The 23,079-nt window shown below is 30.2% G+C and carries 22 protein-coding genes; 5 read left to right on the forward strand and 17 right to left on the reverse strand.

What is annotated here, in order from left to right:
• Positions 1–23: 23 nt before the first annotated feature.
• The 3 genes from fusA to rpsL are packed head-to-tail and all read right to left on the reverse strand — an operon-like array spanning position 24 to position 3,011.
• Positions 24–2,105, reverse strand: coding sequence for an elongation factor G (gene fusA, locus Q4A58_RS01235; RefSeq protein ID WP_303115827.1), 2,082 nt, complete (start codon positions 2,103–2,105; stop codon positions 24–26).
• Positions 2,106–2,150: 45 nt separating this feature from the next.
• Positions 2,151–2,621: a 30S ribosomal protein S7 gene (gene rpsG / locus Q4A58_RS01240; RefSeq protein WP_303115837.1), complete on the reverse strand. Its 471-nt coding sequence runs from the start codon at positions 2,619–2,621 to the stop codon at positions 2,151–2,153.
• 21 nt (positions 2,622–2,642) lie between these two features.
• A complete protein-coding gene (rpsL, locus tag Q4A58_RS01245; protein WP_303115847.1) occupies positions 2,643–3,011 on the reverse strand; it encodes a 30S ribosomal protein S12 in 369 nt (122 codons plus the stop codon).
• A 208-nt stretch (positions 3,012–3,219) separates the two neighbouring features.
• On the opposite strand from rpsL, the gene Q4A58_RS01250 reads away from it, so the two are divergent.
• Positions 3,220–4,803, forward strand: coding sequence for a potassium/proton antiporter (locus tag Q4A58_RS01250; protein WP_303115850.1), 1,584 nt, complete (start codon positions 3,220–3,222; stop codon positions 4,801–4,803).
• 175 nt (positions 4,804–4,978) lie between these two features.
• Here Q4A58_RS01250 and Q4A58_RS01255 read toward each other — a convergent pair whose 3' ends face one another.
• From Q4A58_RS01255 to Q4A58_RS01265, 3 genes are read right to left on the reverse strand one after another with little or no spacing between them, the layout of a single operon-like run.
• Positions 4,979–6,880 carry a fructose-specific PTS transporter subunit EIIC gene (locus Q4A58_RS01255; RefSeq protein WP_303115853.1) on the reverse strand — a complete coding sequence of 634 codons (1,902 nt, stop codon included), beginning with the start codon at positions 6,878–6,880 and terminating at the stop codon, positions 4,979–4,981.
• A 4-nt stretch (positions 6,881–6,884) separates the two neighbouring features.
• Complete coding sequence (gene pfkB / locus Q4A58_RS01260) at positions 6,885–7,799, reverse strand: 1-phosphofructokinase (protein ID WP_303115856.1); 915 nt, start codon at positions 7,797–7,799, stop codon at positions 6,885–6,887.
• Between the two features lie 10 nt (positions 7,800–7,809).
• Positions 7,810–8,550 carry a DeoR/GlpR family DNA-binding transcription regulator gene (locus Q4A58_RS01265; protein WP_303115857.1) on the reverse strand — a complete coding sequence of 247 codons (741 nt, stop codon included), beginning with the start codon at positions 8,548–8,550 and terminating at the stop codon, positions 7,810–7,812.
• Between the two features lie 339 nt (positions 8,551–8,889).
• On the opposite strand from Q4A58_RS01265, the gene Q4A58_RS01270 reads away from it, so the two are divergent.
• The 4 genes from Q4A58_RS01270 (at position 8,890) to pgeF (ending at position 12,287) form a co-directional block, all read left to right on the forward strand.
• The gene (locus tag Q4A58_RS01270; RefSeq protein WP_303115858.1) at positions 8,890–10,074 is read left to right on the forward strand and encodes a dicarboxylate/amino acid:cation symporter; all 1,185 of its coding nucleotides are present in this window, start codon (positions 8,890–8,892) and stop codon (positions 10,072–10,074) included.
• 194 nt (positions 10,075–10,268) lie between these two features.
• On the forward strand, positions 10,269–10,532 hold the full coding sequence (locus tag Q4A58_RS01275) for a Smr/MutS family protein (protein WP_303115860.1): 264 nt from the start codon (positions 10,269–10,271) through the stop codon (positions 10,530–10,532).
• A 13-nt stretch (positions 10,533–10,545) separates the two neighbouring features.
• Positions 10,546–11,565, forward strand: coding sequence for a 3-deoxy-7-phosphoheptulonate synthase (aroF, locus tag Q4A58_RS01280; RefSeq protein ID WP_303115861.1), 1,020 nt, complete (start codon positions 10,546–10,548; stop codon positions 11,563–11,565).
• Positions 11,562–12,287, forward strand: a complete 726-nt coding sequence (gene pgeF, locus Q4A58_RS01285) for a peptidoglycan editing factor PgeF (RefSeq protein WP_303115863.1) — start codon at positions 11,562–11,564, stop codon at positions 12,285–12,287. Before aroF ends, pgeF begins: the two co-directional genes overlap by 4 nt.
• 96 nt (positions 12,288–12,383) lie before the next feature.
• Here the strand turns inward: pgeF and Q4A58_RS01290 are convergent, their stop codons facing one another.
• The 11 genes from Q4A58_RS01290 to Q4A58_RS01340 all read right to left on the reverse strand — a co-directional run bounded on the left by Q4A58_RS01290 (position 12,384) and on the right by Q4A58_RS01340 (position 22,813).
• Complete coding sequence (locus Q4A58_RS01290) at positions 12,384–13,148, reverse strand: ABC transporter ATP-binding protein (protein WP_303115865.1); 765 nt, start codon at positions 13,146–13,148, stop codon at positions 12,384–12,386.
• A 2-nt stretch (positions 13,149–13,150) separates the two neighbouring features.
• The gene (locus Q4A58_RS01295; RefSeq protein ID WP_303115866.1) at positions 13,151–14,194 is read right to left on the reverse strand and encodes an iron ABC transporter permease; all 1,044 of its coding nucleotides are present in this window, start codon (positions 14,192–14,194) and stop codon (positions 13,151–13,153) included.
• Positions 14,195–14,203: 9 nt separating this feature from the next.
• Positions 14,204–15,238: an ABC transporter substrate-binding protein gene (locus Q4A58_RS01300; RefSeq protein WP_303115868.1), complete on the reverse strand. Its 1,035-nt coding sequence runs from the start codon at positions 15,236–15,238 to the stop codon at positions 14,204–14,206.
• Positions 15,239–15,560: 322 nt separating this feature from the next.
• Entirely contained in the window at positions 15,561–16,421 is an 861-nt protein-coding gene (locus tag Q4A58_RS01305; protein WP_303115870.1) for an ATP-binding cassette domain-containing protein, read from the reverse strand.
• A gap of 13 nt (positions 16,422–16,434) precedes the next feature.
• The gene (locus Q4A58_RS01310) at positions 16,435–17,127 is read right to left on the reverse strand and encodes a GTP-binding protein (protein ID WP_303115871.1); all 693 of its coding nucleotides are present in this window, start codon (positions 17,125–17,127) and stop codon (positions 16,435–16,437) included.
• The gene (locus Q4A58_RS01315) at positions 17,127–18,299 is read right to left on the reverse strand and encodes an ABC transporter substrate-binding protein (RefSeq protein ID WP_303115873.1); all 1,173 of its coding nucleotides are present in this window, start codon (positions 18,297–18,299) and stop codon (positions 17,127–17,129) included. The genes Q4A58_RS01310 and Q4A58_RS01315 overlap by 1 nt, the downstream gene beginning before the upstream one ends.
• A 104-nt stretch (positions 18,300–18,403) precedes the next feature.
• Positions 18,404–19,603, reverse strand: a complete 1,200-nt coding sequence (locus tag Q4A58_RS01320; RefSeq protein ID WP_303115875.1) for a bifunctional 3,4-dihydroxy-2-butanone-4-phosphate synthase/GTP cyclohydrolase II — start codon at positions 19,601–19,603, stop codon at positions 18,404–18,406.
• A gap of 8 nt (positions 19,604–19,611) precedes the next feature.
• Entirely contained in the window at positions 19,612–20,265 is a 654-nt protein-coding gene (locus Q4A58_RS01325; RefSeq protein ID WP_303115876.1) for a riboflavin synthase, read from the reverse strand.
• Between the two features lie 10 nt (positions 20,266–20,275).
• Positions 20,276–21,361: a bifunctional diaminohydroxyphosphoribosylaminopyrimidine deaminase/5-amino-6-(5-phosphoribosylamino)uracil reductase RibD gene (gene ribD, locus Q4A58_RS01330; RefSeq protein ID WP_303115878.1), complete on the reverse strand. Its 1,086-nt coding sequence runs from the start codon at positions 21,359–21,361 to the stop codon at positions 20,276–20,278.
• Between the two features lie 35 nt (positions 21,362–21,396).
• Positions 21,397–21,858 carry a 6,7-dimethyl-8-ribityllumazine synthase gene (gene ribE / locus Q4A58_RS01335; protein ID WP_303115880.1) on the reverse strand — a complete coding sequence of 154 codons (462 nt, stop codon included), beginning with the start codon at positions 21,856–21,858 and terminating at the stop codon, positions 21,397–21,399.
• A 55-nt stretch (positions 21,859–21,913) separates the two neighbouring features.
• Positions 21,914–22,813, reverse strand: a complete 900-nt coding sequence (locus tag Q4A58_RS01340) for a DMT family transporter (RefSeq protein WP_303115885.1) — start codon at positions 22,811–22,813, stop codon at positions 21,914–21,916.
• Positions 22,814–23,079: the final 266 nt, after the last annotated feature.

Genomic DNA, 23,079 nt, shown 5'->3' on the forward strand with positions numbered 1-23,079 from the left:
TACTAAAAAGTAAATTATAAAAATTATTTTCCTCTTTCTTCTTGAATAGTTTTTTGGATTGAAGCTGGAACTTGAAGATATTCAGAAAATTCCCAAGAATAAGTAGCTCTTCCTTGAGATTTAGATCTTAAATCCGTTGCATAACCAAACATTTCAGATAAAGGAACCTTAGCTGTTACTATCTTAGCTCCATTTCTATCTATCATTCCAGAAACCATTCCTCTTCTTGAGTTTAAATCTCCAATAATATCTCCCATATATTCTTCTGGAGTTGTCACTTCCACTTTAAATACTGGTTCTAAAATTACTGGTTTAGCTTTAGCTGCTGCTTGTTTAAGAGCCATTGAACCTGCTATTTTAAATGCCATTTCTGATGAGTCAACTTCGTGATATGATCCATCATAAAGAGTTACTTTTACATCCACTAAAGGATATCCTGCTATAACTCCTGATTCAAGTGCTTCTTTACACCCTTTTTCAACTGCTGGAATATACTCTCTAGGAATAACTCCACCTGTTATTTTATTTACAAACTCAAATTCTTTACCTGGATTTGGTTCAAGGATAATCTTAACATGTCCATATTGCCCTCTACCTCCAGATTGTTTTGCATATTTAACTTCTTGATCATAAGAAGCTGTTATTGTTTCTCTATAAGCAACTTGAGGTTTTCCTACATTAGACTCAACTTTAAATTCTCTCTTCATTCTGTCAACTATTATTTCTAGATGTAGTTCTCCCATTCCTGAGATAATAGTTTGACCTGTTTCTTCATCTGTTCTAACTTTAAAAGTAGGATCTTCTTCAGCAAGTTTTGATAAAGCAATTCCCATTTTTTCTTGGTCATTTTTTGTTTTAGGCTCTACTGCAACTGAAATAACTGGCTCTGGAAATTCCATTTTTTCAAGAACTATTGGAGCATTTTCAGCACATAGAGTATCCCCTGTAGTTGTGTCTTTTAAACCAACTGCTGCAGCTATATCTCCACAATATACATAATCGATCTCTTCTCTTTTATTAGCATGCATTTGAAGTATTCTTCCCATTCTCTCTTTTTTACCTTTAGTAGAATTTAATACATAAGAACCTTTTTCTACTACTCCAGAATAAACTCTAAAGAAAGTTAATCTTCCTACGAACGGATCTGTCATTACTTTGAACGCTAATGCTGAGAAAGGTGAATCATCTGACATCTCTCTATCAACTTTCTTTTCAAAGTCTTTAGGATCTGTCCCTTCTACCATAGCAACATCTGTTGGAGCTGGCATATAGTCTACTATTGCATCTAATAGTGCTTGAACTCCTTTGTTTTTAAATGATGAACCACAAGTTACTGGTACAATTATATTTTCAATAGTTGCCACTCTCAAAGCTTTCTTTATTTCTTCATTAGAAATCTCTTCACCACCAAAGAATTTTTCCATAAGAGCATCATCAGTTTCAACTATAGATTCTAACATATACTGTCTAGCTTCTTCTGCTCTTTCTTTTAATTCTTCTCTAATTTCTTGAATATTAAATTTTTGACCATTATCAGAATCTATTGGCCAAACATATTCTTTCATTTCTATAAGATTAATAACACCTTCAAAATGATCCTCTGCACCTATTGGTAACTGTATAGGCACTGGATTAGAACCTAATTTCTCTTTAATATCTGATACACACATATCAAAGTTAGCCCCTATTCTGTCCATTTTATTAAAGAATGCAAGTCTTGGGACCTTATATTTGTCTGCCTGTCTCCAAACTGTTTCTGATTGTGGTTGTACCCCATCAACAGCTGAGAATACAGCAACCGCTCCATCTAGAACTCTTAGAGATCTCTCAACCTCAACTGTAAAGTCCACGTGCCCTGGTGTGTCTATTATATTTATTCTGTGTTCTCTCCAAAAACAAGTAGTAGCCGCAGAGGTTATTGTTATCCCTCTTTCTTGCTCTTGTTCCATCCAGTCCATTGTAGCTTGACCTTCGTGAACTTCTCCTAGTTTTCTTTCAACCCCAGTAAAAAATAGTATTCTTTCAGTTGTTGTTGTTTTCCCTGCATCGATGTGAGCCATTATTCCAACGTTTCTAGTCATATCTAGTGATACTTTCCTAGCCATTAAATTTTTCCTCCTCGATTAAATGAAAACATTGTTTTCTAAAAATTATATTCTATAATGTGCAAATGCTCTATTAGCTTCTGCCATCTTATATGTATCTTCTTTTTTCTTTATTGTAGCACCTTCATTATTTGCTGCTGCAATTAATTCTGCTGCTAATTTTTCTATCATTCCATATTCTTTTCTAGCTCTTGTATAGTTAGTTAACCATCTAATTGCTAAAGTTTGTTGTCTATCTGCTTTAACTTCAACAGGAACTTGATAAGTAGCTCCACCTATTCTTCTAGATCTAACTTCTATTTGAGGTTTAATATTATCTAAAGCTTGTTTAAAAATATCATAACCTTCTTGTCCAGTTTTCTCTTTTATTAAATCCATTGCTGAGTAAAAAATTCCTTCAGCTATTGATTTCTTTCCATCTAACATTATTGAGTTAATAACTTTAGTCACAACCTTATCTGAATATCTTGAATCTGGTAAAACATCTCTTTTTACCGCTGCTCTTCTTCTTGACATTAATTTTTCACCTCCTTAAAATTATGCGTTTTTAGCACCATACTTAGATCTAGCTTGTTTTCTTTTTGCAACACCTGCAGTATCTAAAGCACCTCTTATAATCTTATATCTAACCCCTGGTAAGTCCTTTGTTCTTCCACCTCTCACTAGAACTATTGAGTGTTCTTGTAAGTTATGTCCTTCACCAGGAATATAACAAGTTACTTCTATACCATTAGTTAATTTTACTCTGGCAACTTTTCTTAAAGCTGAGTTTGGTTTCTTAGGTGTAGTTGTATAAACTCTTACACAAACTCCTCTTCTTTGTGGGTTTCCAAGTAAAGCTGGAGATTTTTTCTTTTCAGCTAATGTTTGTCTTCCATTTTTTACTAATTGACTTAGAGTAGGCATTTTACCCTCCTTTCTTATTTTTTTATTATATTTTTTATTTTATAACTTAATTATTATAAACTTTTTGTTATTAATTGTCAACTTTTTAAAATTTAAATTTGTCTATTATTTTATTAATTCTATGCTTGCAAATTATTTAATATTTATTTTTTTTATTTTATAAGCTATAATTATAAAAATATAAAAATTTTGAAAGGAAAAAATATAAATGAACAATCTTTTACTTTTTTTCGCCATAGTTCTAATTCTATGTGTGTTTGTATATAAATTTTTAAGTAGATTTGGCATTCCAATGCTCTTAATTTTTATAAGTTTAGGAATGATTTTTGGAGAAAATGGGATATTTAAAATATATTTTAATAATTTTGAACTTTCTAGAGATATTTGTACACTTGCTCTTATTTTTATAATATTTTTTGGGGGCTTTGGTACTAAACTTTCCATGGCTCGTCCTGTATTAAAAAGAGCTCTTAGTCTTTCAACTTTAGGTGTTTTCTTTACTGCAATTTTAACTGCAGTATTCTCTTATTATATTTTAAAATTGAGCTGGCAAACCTCTCTTTTAATAGGTTCAGTACTTAGTTCCACTGATGCCGCTTCAGTTTTCGCAATCTTAAGAACCCATAAATTAGGCTTGAAAGAAAATACTGCTTCCTTGCTTGAAATTGAAAGTGGTTCTAATGACCCCTTTGCTTATGTATTAACTGTATCTTTTTTATCTATGACAAGAATTGGTATTAACTTTCCAATTTTGCTTTTTAAACAAGTTATCTTTGCTTTACTTATCGGATATACTGTGGCTAAGTTAACTATGTTTCTTTTAAAAAGAATAAGAAATTTAGACATTGGTTTTACTATGGCATTTTTAATGGGTGCTACTCTTTTAACTTACACTTTTACGGAATATTTAGGAGGTAATGGTTATATTGCAATTTATTTATTGGGCATCTTGGTTGGCAACACTAGTTTTAAAGGAAAAAGCGAAATAGTATCATTTTTTAATGGTGTGACAAGTATTATGCAAATGTTAATCTTCTTTTTATTAGGTCTACTTGTGAGTCCTACAATAGCATTTAAATATATAATCCCTTCTACAATTTTAATGCTTGCCTTAACTTTTTTAATAAGACCTCTTGTTATATTTAGTTTAATGTCATTTTTTAAGGCAAGTAAAGGACAAATGCTTTTAACTTCATGGGCAGGATTAAGAGGTGCAGCCTCTGTTGTTTTTTCAATACTTGTAATAGTTGCACATAGGGAAGTAGGAGATATAGTTTTTAACATAAGCTTCGTAGTGGTTTTACTCTCAATAGCTATACAGGGTTCCCTTCTTCCCTACGTGTCTAAAAAATTAAATATGATAGATGAGGAGGGCAATGTTTTAAAAACATTTAATGATTACTCAGATGAGGAAGATGTTAACTTTATTAGTTTTGAAATAGATAAAACTCATAAATGGATAGGGAAAGCTATAAAAAATATCGAACTTATGCCAGGAGTTTTACTTGTTCTCATAGTAAGAAATAATACAAATATAATTCCCAGTGGTAGCACTACCATAGAAAATGGAGATAAGATAGTTTTATGTGGTTCCACTTTTCAAGAAAAGCATAGTCGAATTCATCTCTATGAAAAAATAATAGACAAGGACTCTGACTTAAAAGAAAAAGCTATTTATGAATTAGGAAAAAAATTATTTGTTGTGATGATAAAACGAGGTGAAAAAGCTATGATTCCACATGGAAATACTGTGATTCTTGAAAACGATATTTTAGTTTTAGCCGATAGATAAATTTTTATAAAATTTAAAAGTAGAGATTTTATAAAAAACAGTTCTTTAGAAAGAGAAGCACAGGCAGCTGCTCAAACTAAATTTCAAAAAATACAAATCAAAATTCTCAAATAGATTAATAATAGATAGAATAAAAAAGGCTGGCAAATTTAAAAAATTGCCAGTCTTTTTTACTTTATTCTTTTATTTCTTTTTTCATTAATCCTAAAATTACTGCTGCCACAGTCGCTCCAACTATTATTGATAATAAATACATAAAGAAATTATTGCTTAAAAACATCACCAATATTCCTCCATGAGGTGCTGGTATTTTTATTCCAAACATCATTGTTAAAGCTCCTGCTATTGCTGAGCCTATTACACAGGCAGGTATAACTTTTGTTGGATCTGCTGCTGCATAAGGTATTGCTCCCTCTGTTATAAATGAAAATCCCATAACATAATTTGACAAGCCTGCTTCTCTTTCTTGAGGTGTAAATTTTCTTTTAAATAAAGTAGTTGATATAGCTATTACCAATGGAGGAACCATTCCACCTGCCATAACTGCTGCCATAGCTGTACTTCCTCCTGTTCCCATAGTTGATGCCAATGTTCCTGTTCCAAATACATATGCAGCTTTGTTTATAGGACCACCCATATCAATTGCCATCATGCCACCAAGTATTGCTCCTAATAGTAGAGCACTTGAACCAGTCATAGACTGTAACCAATTATTTAACGAATTATTTACCACAGATACAACTGGATTTAAAAACATTACCATTACTACGCCTGTAATCAATACTGATAAAACAGGATAAAGTAAAATCATTTTTAAGCCATTCAATGATTTTGGCATTCCAGAAAGAATTTTTATTAAAATTTTTACAACAGCTCCTGCTAAAAATCCTCCAAGCATTGCTCCTAAAAATCCTGAGCCTCCTGCTGAAGCTAAGGCTCCAGCTACAAGTCCTGCAGTTAGAGCAGCTCTTTCTCCTATACTGTAAGCTATATATCCACCTAAAATAGGTACGAATAGACCAAAAGCAGCTCCACCTATAGTCATCAATAATTTTGCCAAACTTGAAGTAGAACCATAAGCTCCTTGAACTTCATCTGCACTGACTCCCGCTAATGTATCTGCTAAGAATGCCAATGCTATTAAAATTCCTCCACTTATTACAAGAGGCAACATATAAGAAACTCCACTTAGCAAATGTTTATATAACCCCTTTTTTTCTGCTTCATTAGATACATTATCTGTCTTTTTAGTAGTTGCAATAAATGGTTTTGCATTTCCATCCAGAACATCTTGAATTAATTTTTTTGCATTATTAATTCCATCTTTAGCTTCTACCTGAATTAATGGTTTTCCATCAAATCTGTCTGTTTCAATATTTCTGTTTATAGCCAGTATAACTCCTGTTGCATTTTTTATATCTTCATCAGTCAAGGCATCTTTAGTTCCATCCGCTCCATTTGTTTCAACTTTTATTTTAACTCCCATTTCTGCCGCTGCTTTTTTTAAAGCTTCTGCTGCCATATATGTATGAGCGATTCCTGTTGGACAGGCCGTTGCTGCAACTATATAAATATCTTCTTTTGGGATTTTTGTTTCTTTTTTTATTTCTAAAGCTTCTTCTTCAACAGAAAATTTATCCACTAGCTCATGTACTTCTTCTGGAGTTTCACAAGTCTTTAGACCTTTTACAAAATCATCATTTATAAGCATTTTTGAAAGTTTAGCTAAAGTTTCTATATGAGAATCGTGTGCAGCTTCCTCAGCAGCTATCATAAAGAAAATATTAACTGCTTCTCCATCTAAAGCATCATAGTCAACGCCTTCTTTACTCTTTGCAAATAAAACTGCTGGCTCCTTAACAACTGCAACTTTTGCATGAGGCATAGCAATTCCTTCTCCAAGCCCAGTTGTCCCTTTCTCTTCTCTTTTCAAAATAAAGTCTTTAAAAATCTTTTCATCACTAATAACTCCGACTTCTTTCATTTTTTTTACCATTTCATCTATTGCATCTAACTTTTCCGTAGACTTTAAATCCATAATCATAAGTTCTTTTTTTAATAAATCTTTAATTCTCATAACACTAAGCCATCCTTTCTACAATTATTTTATTTTTTATTTCCTCTATAAGTTTCAATTCACCTATATCTTCTGAAAATGCTGTTGCTGTTCCACAAGCTACTGCAAATTTGAATGCTTCTTCAACATCCTTTACTTTTAACATACTATCTACAAAACCTGCTACAACTGAATCTCCTGCTCCAACACTATTTATTAACTTTCCCTTAAGTGCTTTTGCGAAAAGTGCATAATCTTTCTCTATATAGAGAGCTCCTCCTGCTCCCATCGAAACAATAGTATGTTTTGCCTTATCAAGCAAATTTTTTCTAACAAATTCTATGATTTCCTGCTTATCTTCCATTTCTTTTTTAGCATATTCTGAAATCTCATCTCTATTAGGTTTTATAAGAAATGGGCTATATTCCAATGATTTTGCAAACGCTTCACCACTACTATCAAGCACGAAGTTCACATTATTTCTTTTTAGTATATCTATTATCTTTATATAAAAATCATTCCCCAAAGACAAGGGAACAGAACCAGATAATATAACAAAATCATTGCTATTTATTAACTCTATTTTTTTTAAAAATAATTTAATTTCTTCTTCTGAAATATCTGGTCCCTTGCAATTTATTTCCGTTTCTTTTTCTGACTTTAATTTGATATTTATTCTAGTATTTTCCTTTATTTTTACAAAATCATGCTCTATTTTTAATGTATCTAAGTTATCTTCTATAAATTTCCCAGTAAAACCTCCTAAAAAACCTAAATTCTTACAAGTTGTTCCTATGTTTTTAAACAACTTTGAAACCATTATTCCTTTTCCACCAGCATAGATTTCATCAGCAAAAGCTCTATTTGTTTCTCCTTCTTGAAAATTTTTAACTCTAGCTACTAAATCTATAGATGGATTTAATGTAACAGAATAAATCACAGCCCACCTCCTAGTTATTTATTACTTCTGTTAATCTTAAAATTTTTTCACTTATATTTTTTTGATTTGTAATTATTGTTGCCTCATTTAATTTTGCTATATTTGAAAAATATGCTATATCAAACTTTGTGCTATCTGCTAAAACATAAGCTTTTTTAGCTTTTTTCATAGCTTTTCTCTTTAAAAGTGCCTCTTCTAAATCATGAGTTGTATAACCATCAAATTCATTTATTCCATTTACACCTATAAATGCCTTGTCAAAAGAAAAATCCTCCAAATCTTCTACAGCTCTAGTTCCTATTATTGCCTTCGTCTTTCTTTTTATCCTTCCTCCAAGTAAGCAAGTTTCTATGCTATATCTTAATAATTTTTCTATATGCATAAGTCCATTTGTGACAACTCTTATTTTCTTATCCTTTATATATTCTATAAGTTCATTGGTTGTGGTTCCAGCATCTAAATAAATGCTATCTCCATCTTCTATAAATCTTGAGGCTAGCCTTGCTATCTCTTTTTTTGCTGGAAGTTCAAGCTCCTCTTTCATATCTATAGGCATCTCTTCCTCAACCATTCTAAATGAAATTGCTCCTCCACGTACTCTTTTCAATTTATTCTCTTTTTCTAAATAATCTAAATCTCTTCTAATTGTTGCTTCACTGCTTTTTAATATTTTTATCAAATCAGCATTAGAAACTGTGCCTTTTTTTTCAATTAAAGACATTATTTTAGAAATTCTCTCTTGAAATATCATAAAAATCACTTTCCTAATTATTAATTTAATCTTTAAAAAATTATACAATCATATTCAATCAATTTCAATCATTTTCTTTCAAAAAAATATTGTTTATTCTTAACTGTCAATTATTAATCTATAAGTGAGCAAAAAATTATAACTCTATAATTTTTTCAAAAATAAAGACTTGAAATTCATTTTATAATCTCCTTAAGAATTAAAAAAATTCTAAATGATTTAAAACTATCAAAAATTGAACTTTTATCTAACACCTATATTTGAGTTTCTTTTTCTTTTATGTTATAATTTATGAAAAATTATTTTCTATTATTTTTTATTACTTTAGGAGGAGGATTTATGGAAAAATTTAAACTTGGACTTGTACCTAAACTTATTCTTGCAATTATTGCTGGTATATTAATTGGAAATTTTACACCTTTAGCTTTTGTAAGAATATTTAAAACTTTCAGTACATTTTTTGGAAGTTTTCTATCATTTTTTATACCACTTATGATTGTTGGCTTCGTAGTTTCTGGAATTGCAAAACTTACAGAAGGAGCTGGAAAACTTTTAGGTTTAACTGCCGTTATTGCATATGTATCCACACTTATTGCTGGAACTTTTTCCTATACAGTGGCCGCTAATTTATATCCTAGGCTTATTGCTGGAATTTCTTCCTCAATAAATTTTACTGGAAAGGATGTCAGCCCTTATTTTAGTATTCCATTAAAAGCACCATTTGATGTTACAGTTGCTATAGTTTTTGCATTTATGATGGGTATTACAATCAGTTATATGAGAGCACAGGGAAAAGCTGAGATTACATTTTCAATCTTCAATGATTTTGAAAACATTATAACTAGAGTTTTAGCTAGTTTCGTAATTCCTCTACTACCTTTTCATATACTAGGAATTTTTGCAGAGTTAACTTATTCAGGAGTTGTTTTTACTGTTATTGGGGTTTTTATAAAAATATATCTTTGCATTTTTGTTATTCATTACATCTATATGTTTATTATGTTCTCTATAGCTGGAACTATTTCAAAGAAAAATCCATTTACTCTTATTAAAAATCAACTACCTGCATATTTTACAGCAGTTGGAACACAATCATCAGCAGCTACTATTCCCGTTAATATTCAATCTGGTCTAAAAAATGGGACTTCTCCTGAAATTGTGAATTTTGTTATACCTCTTTGTGCAACTATCCACTTATCAGGAAGTATGATTACTCTTACTAGCTGTATAATGGGAATTTTAATTTTAAATGGACTTCCATTTTCTTTAGCTACTGTAATTCCTTTTATTGCTATGCTAGGAATTGCTATGGTCGCTGCACCAGGAGCTCCTGGTGGTGCAGTTATGGCTGCTCTTCCATTCTTATTTATGATAGGTATAGATGCTGATGGAGCTTTAGGTTCTCTTTTAATAGCTCTGTATATAACTCAAGATAGTTTTGGAACTGCTATTAATGTATCAGGAGATAATGCTATCGCAATCTATGTAGATGAATTTTATAAAAAATATATAAAGAAAGCTTAGATAACTATAAATGAGCTGTTGTAAATTAAATTTTGTATCGCCCTCTGATTTTATGTTAAAAATTATGAGAGAAGCACAACATTTTAAATACAATAGCTCTTCTTTATTTCTTTATTAATTTTCTCAAAAAATTTTCTATCCATTTCATTTTATGGTATAATATTTAGGAAAAATTTTTAAGGGGATTGAGAACTATGTACAATGAAATAGATTTACATAATTTAGATTTTAAAGTTGCAATACAAGTTTTCAAGAAAAAATATAATGAAGCTTTAAAGAAAAAAGATAAAAGAGAAATTCTAATTATTCATGGTTATGGAGCATATAAGTTAGAACACAATCCTGTTCTTGCTATAAAAATTAGAGATTTTCTTTCAAAAAATAAAGAAAAATTAGACTACAGGTTAGATATAAATCCTGGAGTTACCTATGTAACTGCAAAGTTAAAATTAGAATAGAAAGTGAGAAAATATGTATATTGAGCTTAAAATTGGTACTTCATTTGTGGAGTTAACAGAAATTTTAAATTTTTTAGATAAATATAAAATTAAATATTTTTGTATAAAGGATAAAAATATAGATAAGATTGCTCTTATCTACATACCAGAAAATTTTGATATGAGTTTACTTAAAAACTTTAATAAAATTTTGAGAATTCATAAAATTAATAAAGCATACAAATTTGTTAGTAGAGAATTTAAAACTGAAGATAGTGAAATAGAAATTAAGGGGCATAAAATAGGAGCTAAAAATTTTTTGTATATGGCAGGACCTTGTTCAGTTGAAAATAGAGAAATGCTTGCAAAAATTGCAAAAAAAGCTAGAGAAAATGGAGCTCTTGCCTTAAGAGGAGGAGCTTATAAGCCTCGAACATCTCCTTATGATTTTCAAGGCTTAGGTGAAGAAGCTTTAAAATACTTAAGAGAAATTGCAGATGAAAATAATATGCTTGTCGTTACCGAAGCTATGGACACAGAAAATTTAAACCTAGTTGTTAAGTACACAGATATTATTCAAATTGGAGCAAGAAATATGCAGAACTTCAGTTTACTAAAAAAATTAGGCAATATTGATAAACCTGTTCTTTTAAAAAGAGGCTTAAGTGCAACTATAAATGAATTTTTAATGTCAGCAGAATATATAATAGCACATGGAAATAAAAATGTAATTCTCTGTGAAAGAGGAATTAGAACTTTTGAAACTGCAACTAGAAATACTTTAGATATAAATGCCATAGCACTTATAAGACAGGAATCTCATTTACCAATCATAGTTGATGCCAGCCACGGTACTGGTAAAAGAAGCATAGTTGAGTCAATCACATTGGCAGGTGTAATTGCTGGAGCAAATGGAGCTATGGTAGAATTTCATGAAAATCCAGACTGTGCTCTATCAGATGGTCCTCAATCATTAAATTTTGAAATGTTTGATAGATTGAGTAAGAAGTTGAAAAAAACTTTGGAATTTAGAGAGGAATTAAATAAACTATGATGTTATCAGAAAAAGATATTTTAAACTTTAAGAATCATATTGAAATTAAAGTCTTAGAAAAATTTGGTATAAAGATATTGGGAACAAAAAAAAATTATGGCTGTATAAAGCAAAAAGTAACTAGTGAAATACTAAAAGATTTTAACATAGAAAATAAAATATTATTTTCTGGCTATCAAACTCACAGTGACAATATCAAAGTCATAGATGATTTAACTAAAACTTACTTTGAAAATACAGATGGTTTCTTAAGTTCAAATAAAAAAGCTGCCTTACTTGTTAAGTATGCTGACTGCTTGCCCATATTTATTTATGATGAAAAAACTGATTTTTTTGGTGCCGTTCATTCAGGTTGGGAAGGCTCATATAAAACTATTGTTTTAAAAGCTATAGAGAAAATTCCCAATGTTGATTTGAGTAAGATCAATATTGTTTTTGGAGTGGGTATTTCTTGCAAAAATTATGAGGTTCAAGAAGATTTTTATTTAAAATTTAAGAATAAGTTCCCTGCTTATATAATTGAAGCTGCTTTTATAAAAAAAGAGAATAAATTTTTCTTTGATAATCAGTTATTCAATTTTTTAATATTGAAAAATCTGGGGATCCCTGAAGATAAAATTTTTATGAATGGACTATGTACCTTTGAAGATCAATGCTTTCATTCTTATAGAAGGGATAAAGAATCTTCAGGCAGAAATGGTGCTATCATCTATAAAATATAAAAACAAAAGAGGCTTTTAAAAATTATGATTTAGCTTATTTGAGCATAAATACTAAACTACTGAAGAATAAAAGCCTCTTTTTATATTCAAGCATATTTAATGCAAAGGTATAATATAATTTTTATTTTTATAATCTATGATATCAATTTTTACATCAAAAATTTCCTCTATAATTTCCTTTGTAACTATACTTTTTGTTTTCCCTATATATTTCAATTCTCCTTCTTTTAAGAGCAAAATTTTATCACTGTAAGAAATTGCTAAATTTAAATCATGAATAATATTTAATACAAAAAGTTTTCGTTCCCTCACTATATCCTTTACTATCTCCATAGTTTCCAACTGATATTTTAAGTCTAAATTACTTGTGGATTCATCTAAAATTAATATTTTAGGTTCTTGTGTCAATGCCCTAGCAAGTAAAACTCTTTGCTTTTCCCCACCACTTAACTCTTCCACATAGCTAAACATATATCTTTCTAAACCAAATTTTTCTATATTTTTTAATGCCAAAATTCTATCTTGTTCAGAAAAATTCCCTCTTTTATAAGGTGCCCTTCCTAAAAGCACAGTTTCATAAACAGTTAAATAAATTTCAGGAACAGATAAAAGTTGAGGCACATAAGCTATTATTTGTGATTTTTCTTTTAAAGACATCTTCAACAAATTTTTATTTTCTAAAAAAACACTTCCGTCCTTTGCTCTTAAAATTCCATTTATACATTTTATAAGAGTGCTTTTTCCTGCACCATTTGGACCTAAAATTCCAAGAATTTCTCCATTCTCAATTTCAAATGAAATATTTTTAAGAACTTTTTTATCCCTATATGAAAAACTTAAATTTTTTATTCCTAATTTCATAATTACACTCTCTTAGAACTCATTATTAAATATATAAATATAGGTATGCCTACAAAAGAAACAACTATACCTATAGGAACTATTATAGGAGAAATTATTGTTCTCCCTATATAGTCAGCCACAACTAAAAGCACAGAACCTATAAGTCCACTTAAAATTATGCTGTATCTGTGGTCATCTCCCATAAGCATTCTTGCTATATGTGGTGCTATTATACCTACAAAAGCAATAACTCCGACAAAACTTACAACAGATGCTGTTAAAAGTGTAATTATTATTCCAGATACTATTCGCAACCTTTTTACATTTACACCTAATGATATAGCAGATTCTTCTCCCATCGCCAGTAAATTATAAGAATGTCTATTTATAAAAAAATAAGGGAATAGAAGCAAAAGTATCATAGTCATTATGAAAATTTTAGTCCAAGATAGACCTGAAAAATTACCAAAAGTCCAGTTTACAATGGAAGATAGTACCTCATCATTCGCGACAAATTGAAGTGCTGCATTTCCTGAAGAAAAAAGATAATTAAAAGCTATTCCTATAAGAATCAAAGTTCCCTTAGTCATACCCTTTATCATTGATAAACCATAAACTAGAAGTGAGCATAAAAGACCAAAAATAAAAGCAAACAAAACTATTATATATTCTGAATACTTAAATTTTTCCAAAAAAAATAAAATTGCAAGTGCAGCTCCCATAGAAGCTGCACTTGAGATTCCTGTTGTAAATGGGCTGGACATTTTATTTTGTGTTATGGACTGCATTATCGTTCCACATACAGCCAATGAAAATCCAGCTATTATTCCTAGAAAAACTCTTGCAAACCTTAGATCCGTAAATATTATCATCTCTCTTTTAGAGAGTGCTTCCACCTGCGAAATATTAAATTTAAAGTAGGTTACAAAGACTCTTTTCAAACTTATATCTGCTATACCACTGAAGGTAGATACATATGAAACCAGAATTAAAATTATAAAAATTATCAATATTTTTATTTTTTTTTGTGCTTCATACTTATAAATTTTAGAAAGCTTTTCCATTATTCTTCCTTATTTCAATTTATAAACATGGCCTTTAGGTGTTTCTATGTTTTGCATAGCCATCCATTCTGCAAATATTTTATCTGGGTCTATATCTTTCATTTCTTCTGGATATAACCATTTAGCTGTATAAGCTACACCTATAAGTTTTCCTAAACCTCCTGCACAAAAACCTGTTGTTATGTAGAAATTTTTATTCTTTACAGCCTTTAAATCTTGCCAACCACTTCTTGATACCATTTCTTTTGAAATTTCATCATATTCTTCTTCAGAAGGTGCTGTATATATTCCAGTGTTTTTTAAAGCTGAACCAGAAGTAGTTTTTATTATTAAATCAGGATCATTTATTAAAATTTGCTCTGGGTCTATAGTTTTGCCTTTTATATTTGGGTCGTCAAATATGCTTATACCACCTGCGGTTCTCATCATACTAACCCAACCGTCATTTGAAGTTCCAGGAATAGCTGTTGTAAATGGATTGCCATATTCCCAATAAATTGTCTTTTTATTTTTTATTTTTGCAACTTTTTTTGTTATCTCATCTAAATTTTTGTTATAAAAATCTATCAATTTTTTTGCTCCAGCTTCATTGGCAAACATTTTTCCCAGTCTTTCTATCTGTGCTGGCATATTTGCATTGTCCCAACCAGTTACAACTATAACTTCTATTCCAGCCTTAGATAATTGTTCTATATCTTTTTCATAAGAACTATTTCTAGGTGTTATTAAAGCTTCAGGAGCTAACTCTATTATTTTTTCATAATTAAGAGCATTTTGTCCCTTTCCTATTACATTATTAGGATCAAATTCGCTCCAATAAATTCTATCCTGTGCTGTATTTGTATCCACTGAAATAACATTTTTTATACTCCCTATTGCTCTTATAAGTTCATTATTATATCTGCTTGCAACAACAACTTTTGTCAAAGGTTTTTTTAAAACTATTTCTCTTCCCACATCATCTTTAAATCTTATTTCAGAAAAACTAAATACTGAAATTACAAGAAATAAAAATAAAACTATTTTTTTTAAATTTTTCTTCATACTGCCTCCTAAAATTAATTATTTATTTAAACCTATATTAAGAAAAATTCTACCATAATATTATGTTTTTGTATATAAATTTTAATTTCCTAAACAAAGTTTTTATTAAATTATATTTATTTAACTTATTTTAATTTTTTTCTACATAATTTCTCTTTTAAAAATCTCTGTTTCATTTTTAGATACCCCGTCTAAATAATTATTAATATAAAAACCCTCCTGTGACAGAGGATTTTCTATTGCATATATATTGTTACTTAAATAACTACTAATAATTTTTCATAGAATCTTTAATGAGATTATCTGAAGATTAAAACATTCTTTAAGTTATTTTTTTTATTTCAAAATCAAGCTCTAATTTTTCTCCATATCTCAATTTATTTCTCATAGCTTGGAGCACATCATCTAAATCAGTCAAAGAACCTAAAATATTTTTTTCTTCTGGAGTGGATTCAATAACTTTGTCTATACCTCCATTTTTTATAACTATTCTCCTATCTCCCATAAGTGCAAGAATAGGATCATGAGTTGCCATTAAAACTATCTTATTATTTCCAACTAATAAATCCAAAGCTTTCTTCCTATCTATACCTGCATTTTCTATTTCATCTATCAGAACAATAGGTGAAGTTGAAAGTATAGCTGTATCTGCTATCATAAGTGCTCTTGATTGCCCACCACTTAAGCTGGTTATAGGGCTATCTATTGTAAATTTTTCTCCTGCCAATTCATTTGCCTTATTAAATATTTTTTCAATAACAGTTTCTCTATCTAAGACAAGCCTACTTTCAGCATGTAAGTTTATAAATTCTCTCACTGTTAAGTCCATTACAAAATTCATATTTTGTGAAAGTTGTGCCACTAATTTATAGCTTGGAGAAAACCTTTTCTTTGTATCCATTAGTTCTCCATTCACTAGCACTGTTCTCTTTGTCGGTGTATCTCCCTGTGCTCCCCATTCTATATCTGCAAGCAATCTGCTTTTCCCAGAACCTGTGGGTCCAACAATGGCAACTATTTCTCCAACTTTTATTGTCAGCTCTTTGTAAGATTCTTTTTCGCCTTTTTTATTGTAACCCGCAATTAAAGTTATACTTTCAATTTTTTCCTCAGTTATTCCCAAAATATCTAAAAGATCTAAATCCATTTCATCAAAATCCATATTTAATTCCTCATTATTCATTTCTTTCACCTGATCATTCTTCAAAATTAATTTTTCTAATATTACCTAATTGATAAGTATTTCCTATTCTAGTTTCTCCTAGGCAATAAGAGCAGACTGCTGAAGGAAGAGGAAATCTCAATTTTCTTTCCATAACTGTATCTATCTCTTCGTTTTCATCCATTATTAAACTTGCAAATTCATAGGTTCCCTGACCAGTTAAACCATTTATATGTATTATCGCTGCCTTAGGATTAACTGTCTGTACCCTTGAAGCAAAAACTTCTCTTTCTGCCTGAGAAACTATATCGCCTTTTGTTATTACAACAACATCAGCAAGCTTTAGCATAGGACCTATCTTTCTCGGAGTATTTATTCCACTTAAATTATCTATTACACATACTGCTTTTATGTCTTTTAAATAAGGTGAACACCTGTTACATAATCCTGCACTTTCCGTTATTAATAAATCCAACTCTTTTTTTCTTCCCCATTGCACTACCTCTTCTATGTTGCTTGCAAAAAAATGGTCAGGACATACTGAACCCGATAGTCCTTTCTTTACAGGTACTCCTACTTTTTCATATAATTCATCATCATCTGTGTATAGACAGTCAAATTTTACTATTCCAACTTTTAATCCCTTTTGTTTAAAACTTTCTATTGTCTTTATAATAAGTGATGTTTTCCCAGATGAAGGCGGCCCTGATATTGTTATAAGTTTCATTATTCTCTTGCTCCTTCATTAAATATATTTTCACATTCTTTGATCAATTTCCCCATATCATTAGCATATATAAAATCCCAACCTATCCATAGCATAGGTCTACCATTAATAGGATTTTTTACTTTAGGGTGTACACTTGGAAATAAACCTTGATTGGCCAAAACATTTCCAACTGCTTCCCCACTCATATATTTTATAACCTTATCCAATTCTTTAGCTTTATCAGCCTTAGTTAACATAAATATTGGAGATACAATAGCCCCTTCCTTAGGCCAAATAACTTCCTTAGGTCCTTTTTCTGGTACCATTTTTGAGAAGAAATATGGCATTATTGTAACAACAGGCTCTTTAGCTTCTATCATTTGTGCTGGATGCAGATTTGAAAGCAATGATCTTCCTAAATTTTTAACTCCTTCTTTACCATATAATTTATAAATATGAATTAAAATTGAATTAAATAAGTCAAAATCTGCTATAGGCAATGAAATTGATCTTGCAAATTCGGGCTTTAAAATATCTGCCCAAGATTCAGGTTTATCTCTCTTTCCCAATAAAGCCTTATTTACTATAAAAATTGCTGGAACTACTCCTATCATAGAGTAATCTCCTCTCGGATCCTTAAGAGAGATATTTTCGTTTTCAAAATCTTCATTATATTTTTTAATTCCTGTTAAATCTTTAAATATTCCTTGAGTTTTAAATTTTCCCATCAAATCTTTATCAAAAAATAGGTCAAAGCCAGCTGAAATAAACATATCCGCTAATTTATCTATATCATTTTTATCTATGACTTCATCTTTTATCCAGCCTAAACCTGAATATGCAGCCTTTAATTCATATTTTAATTTTATATCTTTATTTTCTGATAAGTATTTTTCAAAGCCTTCAAGAAGAGGGATTCTTACTGGACAGGGTAAAAGTCCCATAAGAGATGCTTTCTTATCTGTACTCTCTTCTTTTTGTACTCCATCTATTGCTTCCTTTAACATAGCCATAAAGACATCTACATCTTCTCTTTTTATCATCATAGCTTTCTCTAATGATATATCTGCTAATTTATTAAGTACAGCTGGATTTTCTAAACCTTTAAATCCAATATTTTTAAAAACTTGAATTGTTTCTGGATATTTTTCCACTATATTTTTTATACTCATTGATTTACTTAAATACATAATTATCTCCTTCTATAATAAAAAATTATCAAAAATTTATTTTCAATTTATTATACTATATATCTATATAAAAAAATCGTAACAGATGTTACGATTTAATTTTTTTATTTAAGTTTTAATAAGTGCCCCATTCTATCTTTTTTAGTTTTTAAATAAAGTCTGTTTACCTTGTTATGCTCTATTTCTATTTCTTCTCTTTCTATGACTTCTACTCCGTATTCTCTTAAGCCTTCTATCTTCAACGGATTATTAGTTATAAGTTTAACAGATTTAACTCCCAATGCTTTAAGCATTTGAGCTGCAACTGCATAATCTCTCATATCACCACCAAAACCAAGATGTAAATTAGCATCTAAGGTATCCATACCTTGCTCTTGTAAATTATACGCCCTCATTTTATTTAAAAGACCTATACCTCTCCCTTCTTGTCTTAAATATAAAACTATACCTAGCCCTTGTTTTTCTATTCTTCTCATAGCAGTTTTTAATTGTGAACCACAATCACATCTCAATGAGCCTAGAATATCTCCTGTAAAACATTCTGAATGTATTCTTACAGGCACTGCCTCTTTATCTTTTACATCTCCTTTGACTAGAGCTATATGCTCCTTGCCATCTATATTATTTTCAAAACCTACCATTCTAAATGTCCCACTATCAGTTGGCATATTTGTTTCAACTTCTATTTTCATAAGTTGTTCTGTCTTTTTTCTATATTTTATTAAATCTTCTATAGTTATAATTTTTAAATTGTGTTCTTTTGCAAATTTTTCTAAATCTGGCACCCTTGACATTGTTCCATCTTCATTTAAAATCTCACAAATAACTCCTACTGGAGCAAGTCCAGCTATTTTACATAGATCAACTGCAGCTTCTGTGTGCCCAGCTCTTTCTATAACTCCTCCGTTTTTAGCAGTCAATGGAAATATATGACCTGGTCTTGTAAACTCATCAGCCTTTGTATTTTTATCTGCTAATTTTTGGATTGTTAGAAGTCTATCGGCTATTGAAATTCCCGTAGTTGTTCCATATTTATAATCTACACTTACTGTAAAAGCTGTACATTTAGCATCTGTGTTATTAGCTGTCATCTGTTCTAAAAATAATCTCTTAGCATAACTCTCTGTAAGTGGCACACAAATAAGTCCTCTTCCATATTTTGCCATAAAATCAATGCCTTTGTAATTCGCCTTTTCTGCTGCTAAAAAAAGATCTCCCTCATTTTCTCGTTTCTCATCGTCAACAACAATTACAGGTATTCCTTTTCTTATATCATCCAATGCAGCCTCTATTGTATAAATCATATTTCCTCCTAAAAACCATGCTTAAGTAAAAATTCTTTTGTTAACTTACTTTCTTTTTCTTCTTTATTTTGAGTGGCAAAAAAATAAAATCTTTCTATGTATTTCCCTATTAAATCTGTTTCAATGTTAAGCTTATCTCCAACTTTTTTTGAACCCAAGGTTATAGCGTCCTGACTATGTGGAATCAAAGAGACACCGAAACTTTCATCTTTTAAAAGCATAACTGTCAAGCTTGCTCCATCAACAGTTACTCTTCCCTTTTCAACTATGTATTTCATATATTTTTTCTCTATTTTTATTTCATATATTTTAGCTATTCCTTCCTTAGTTATAGAAATAATTTCACCTTCACTGTCTACATCTCCAGTTACAAGATGTCCTCCCAAAGGTGTCGATAGAGTTATAGATTTTTCTAAATTTACCCTATCTCCTGATTTTAAGTTCTTTAAATTTGATCTCTTCATTGTTTCAAACATACAATCTGCTACAAAATAATTATTTGAGAAGTCAATAACCGTTAAGCAAACACCATTTGTTGCAATGCTATCTCCTAACTTCACATCTTTTAAAACTTTTTTTGCCTTAATTTTTATTTTAAGAGATTTATCTGTTTGACTTATAGAAATCACTTCTCCAATTTCTTCTACTAACCCTGTAAACATATCTCACTTCCTATCTAGAAAATTCAACAGAAATATTATCACCATAAATATTAAATCTAGGATTAGGTAACTCTATAATATCACTTATATTTTCAAATTCAAAACCATTTACAAAAGATAGAGCTTCCTTGTCACCAAGAATTTTTGGAGCTACAAATATTTCTCCACCATCTATTACATTTTCCTTTAAAGCATTTGAAATTAAGGTGCTTCCTCCTTCTAATAAAACAGAGTCTATGTTCATTTTTCCAAGTTCCCTTAAAATATCCTCTATTTTAAATTCTTCACCTGCTAAGCATATAAATTTTATAGACTTAGCCTCAAATTCTCTAATTTTTTCCATTTTAGTTTCTTTATTTTTTTCAGATACAATAAGTATAACTTTATCATCATTAAAATTTAACAACTTAGCAGACTTATCTATATCAAAATTAGGGTCTACTACTATTCTAAAGGGATTTCTTGAATTATCACATCTTGAATCTAAACTGGGGTTATCTTTTAGCACTGTATTTATACCTACCATTATTCCCATATATTTAGTTCTCAGTCTTTGAACTCTCTCTCTCGCTATATCATTAGTTATCCATTTTGAATTTCCTGATCTTGTTGCAATTTTTCCATCTAATGTTATTCCACATTTCAAAAATAAATAAGGAATTTTTTTTGTTATATATTTGAAAAATACTCTGTTCATTTCATAAGCCATATCAGCTAAGAGTCCAACCTCTATTTCTATACCAGCTTCTTTTAAATACTTTATTCCATTTCCTGATACCAAAGGATTAGGGTCTAATACTGATACAAAACATTTTTTTATTCCACTGTCCACAATTTTTTTTACACAGGGTGGTGTCTTTCCATAATGAGAACAAGGCTCTAAAGTAACATAGAGAGTTCCACCTCTAGCTTTTTCTTTTGCCATCTCTAATGCATTGACTTCTGCATGTGCAGCTCCATATTTTTGGTGCCAACCTTCTCCAACAATTTTTCCATTTGTTACTACTACAGCTCCCACCAAAGGATTAGGATTTACTTTACCTTCACCTAATCTTGCTAATTTTATAGCCCTTTCCATATATTCTCTATCATTCATAAAATTCTCCTAATTGAGAGCACATAAATATTAATTTAAATTCCTTTTAATAGGTTTACCATTTCAATTGCAGTCATTGCAGCATCTGCTCCCTTATTTCCTGCCTTTGTTCCAGCTCTTTCAATAGCTTCTTCTATAGAATTTGTTGTAAGCACTCCAAAAATTACAGGAATTTCAGAATCCAATGCCACATGTGCCACTCCTTTTGAAACCTCAGCACAAACATAGTCAAAATGTGGAGTAGAACCTTTGATAACTGCTCCTAAAGTTATTATTGCATCATATTTTTTTGATTCAGCTAATTTTTTCGCTGCAAGCGGTATTTCAAAAGCTCCAGGTACCCAAACAAGTGAAATATCTTTTTCTTCCACTTCATGCCTTTTTAAAATATCCTCAGCACCACCAATTAGTTTTGATGTTATGAACTCATTAAACCTTGCTGCAACTATAGCCACCTTTATTCCTTTTCCTGACAATTTTCCTTCTAATACTCTCATCTTTACCTCCTACAAAAAACTATTTTCTTAAATTCTTATATATTAGCTCTAGTTTTTAACTCAACTTTGTTATTCTATATATTGAAAATATCATTACACCAGCACTCACAACTTGTATTGGACTTAATAAATTTCCATTGATTAAATAATCAAATAGTACACTTGAAATTGGAAAGGAAAGTTCACAAATTGTTGAAACTTTAGCCTTTATATTTTTTAAACCTATATAGTAAAGCATTATAGCGCCACTTCCTGTTGTTGCAGCAATTATAAAAATAATTAACCATTCATTTGGACTTACTGTCTTAAAGTTTGCTAAACTTCCATTTATAAGTGTTATTACAAACATAATTGCAGATGTCATCAAATATCTTAGATAAAGTGCTGTCCTAAATGAGGCATTTTTTAATGTCCTCTTCCCAAATACTGTGGCACTACCGAATGAAAATGCTGCTAGAATTGAGTAAAACGCTGCTAGCGGAAGATTTGCTCCCACATTTATTTCAGGTAAATTGAATTGAAAGGTTAAAAAATATCCACCTATTAAAGCTATTGCTCCCCATAAAAGATAATCTCTTTTTAATTTCTCACCCAAAATTATTCTAGCTAAAATTATTGCAAATATAGGTTGCAGTTTTTGCAGCAGTGTTACCACTGTCAAATGCTTAAAATTAACTAAAAATAATGCCTTAACTATAGCTAAAGTCCCTAAACTCCCACCAAATAATGCGATACAGAAAAAATAAAAAATATCAGTTTTATTTATATATTTAATATTTTTTATTTCATCCTTGCCAAAAATTAAGCTCATTCCAACGAAGGGGATAAAATGTAGTATAAATACCACGAAGGGTACATTTAAATGAAACAATCTCGGTGTTAAAACTACTCCATCAAAGCCCCACATACTAGCTGCTAAACATACCAGAAGAGCTCCTTTAATTTCTTTTCTCATCTTTCCTCCAGATTCAATGTAAAAATATTTTTGTTTTTCTATAATTAAAATTTTTAATTCCTCAAGCTAACGCTCTCGAAACTCACTGAGTTTCACATTTGGGTATCTAAGAGAAAATTTCAATCCTACGGATTTCATTTTCTTTTTCTTATTTATGTATTACCATACTGTGATAACTCTAGTGTTTTCTTCAAGCTAACGCTCTCGAAATTCACTGAGTTTCACATTTGGGTATCTAAGAGAAAATTTCAATCCTACGGATTTCA

This window comes from Fusobacterium sp. (assembly GCF_030528405.1).
In the GTDB taxonomy this organism is placed as follows: domain Bacteria; phylum Fusobacteriota; class Fusobacteriia; order Fusobacteriales; family Fusobacteriaceae; genus Fusobacterium.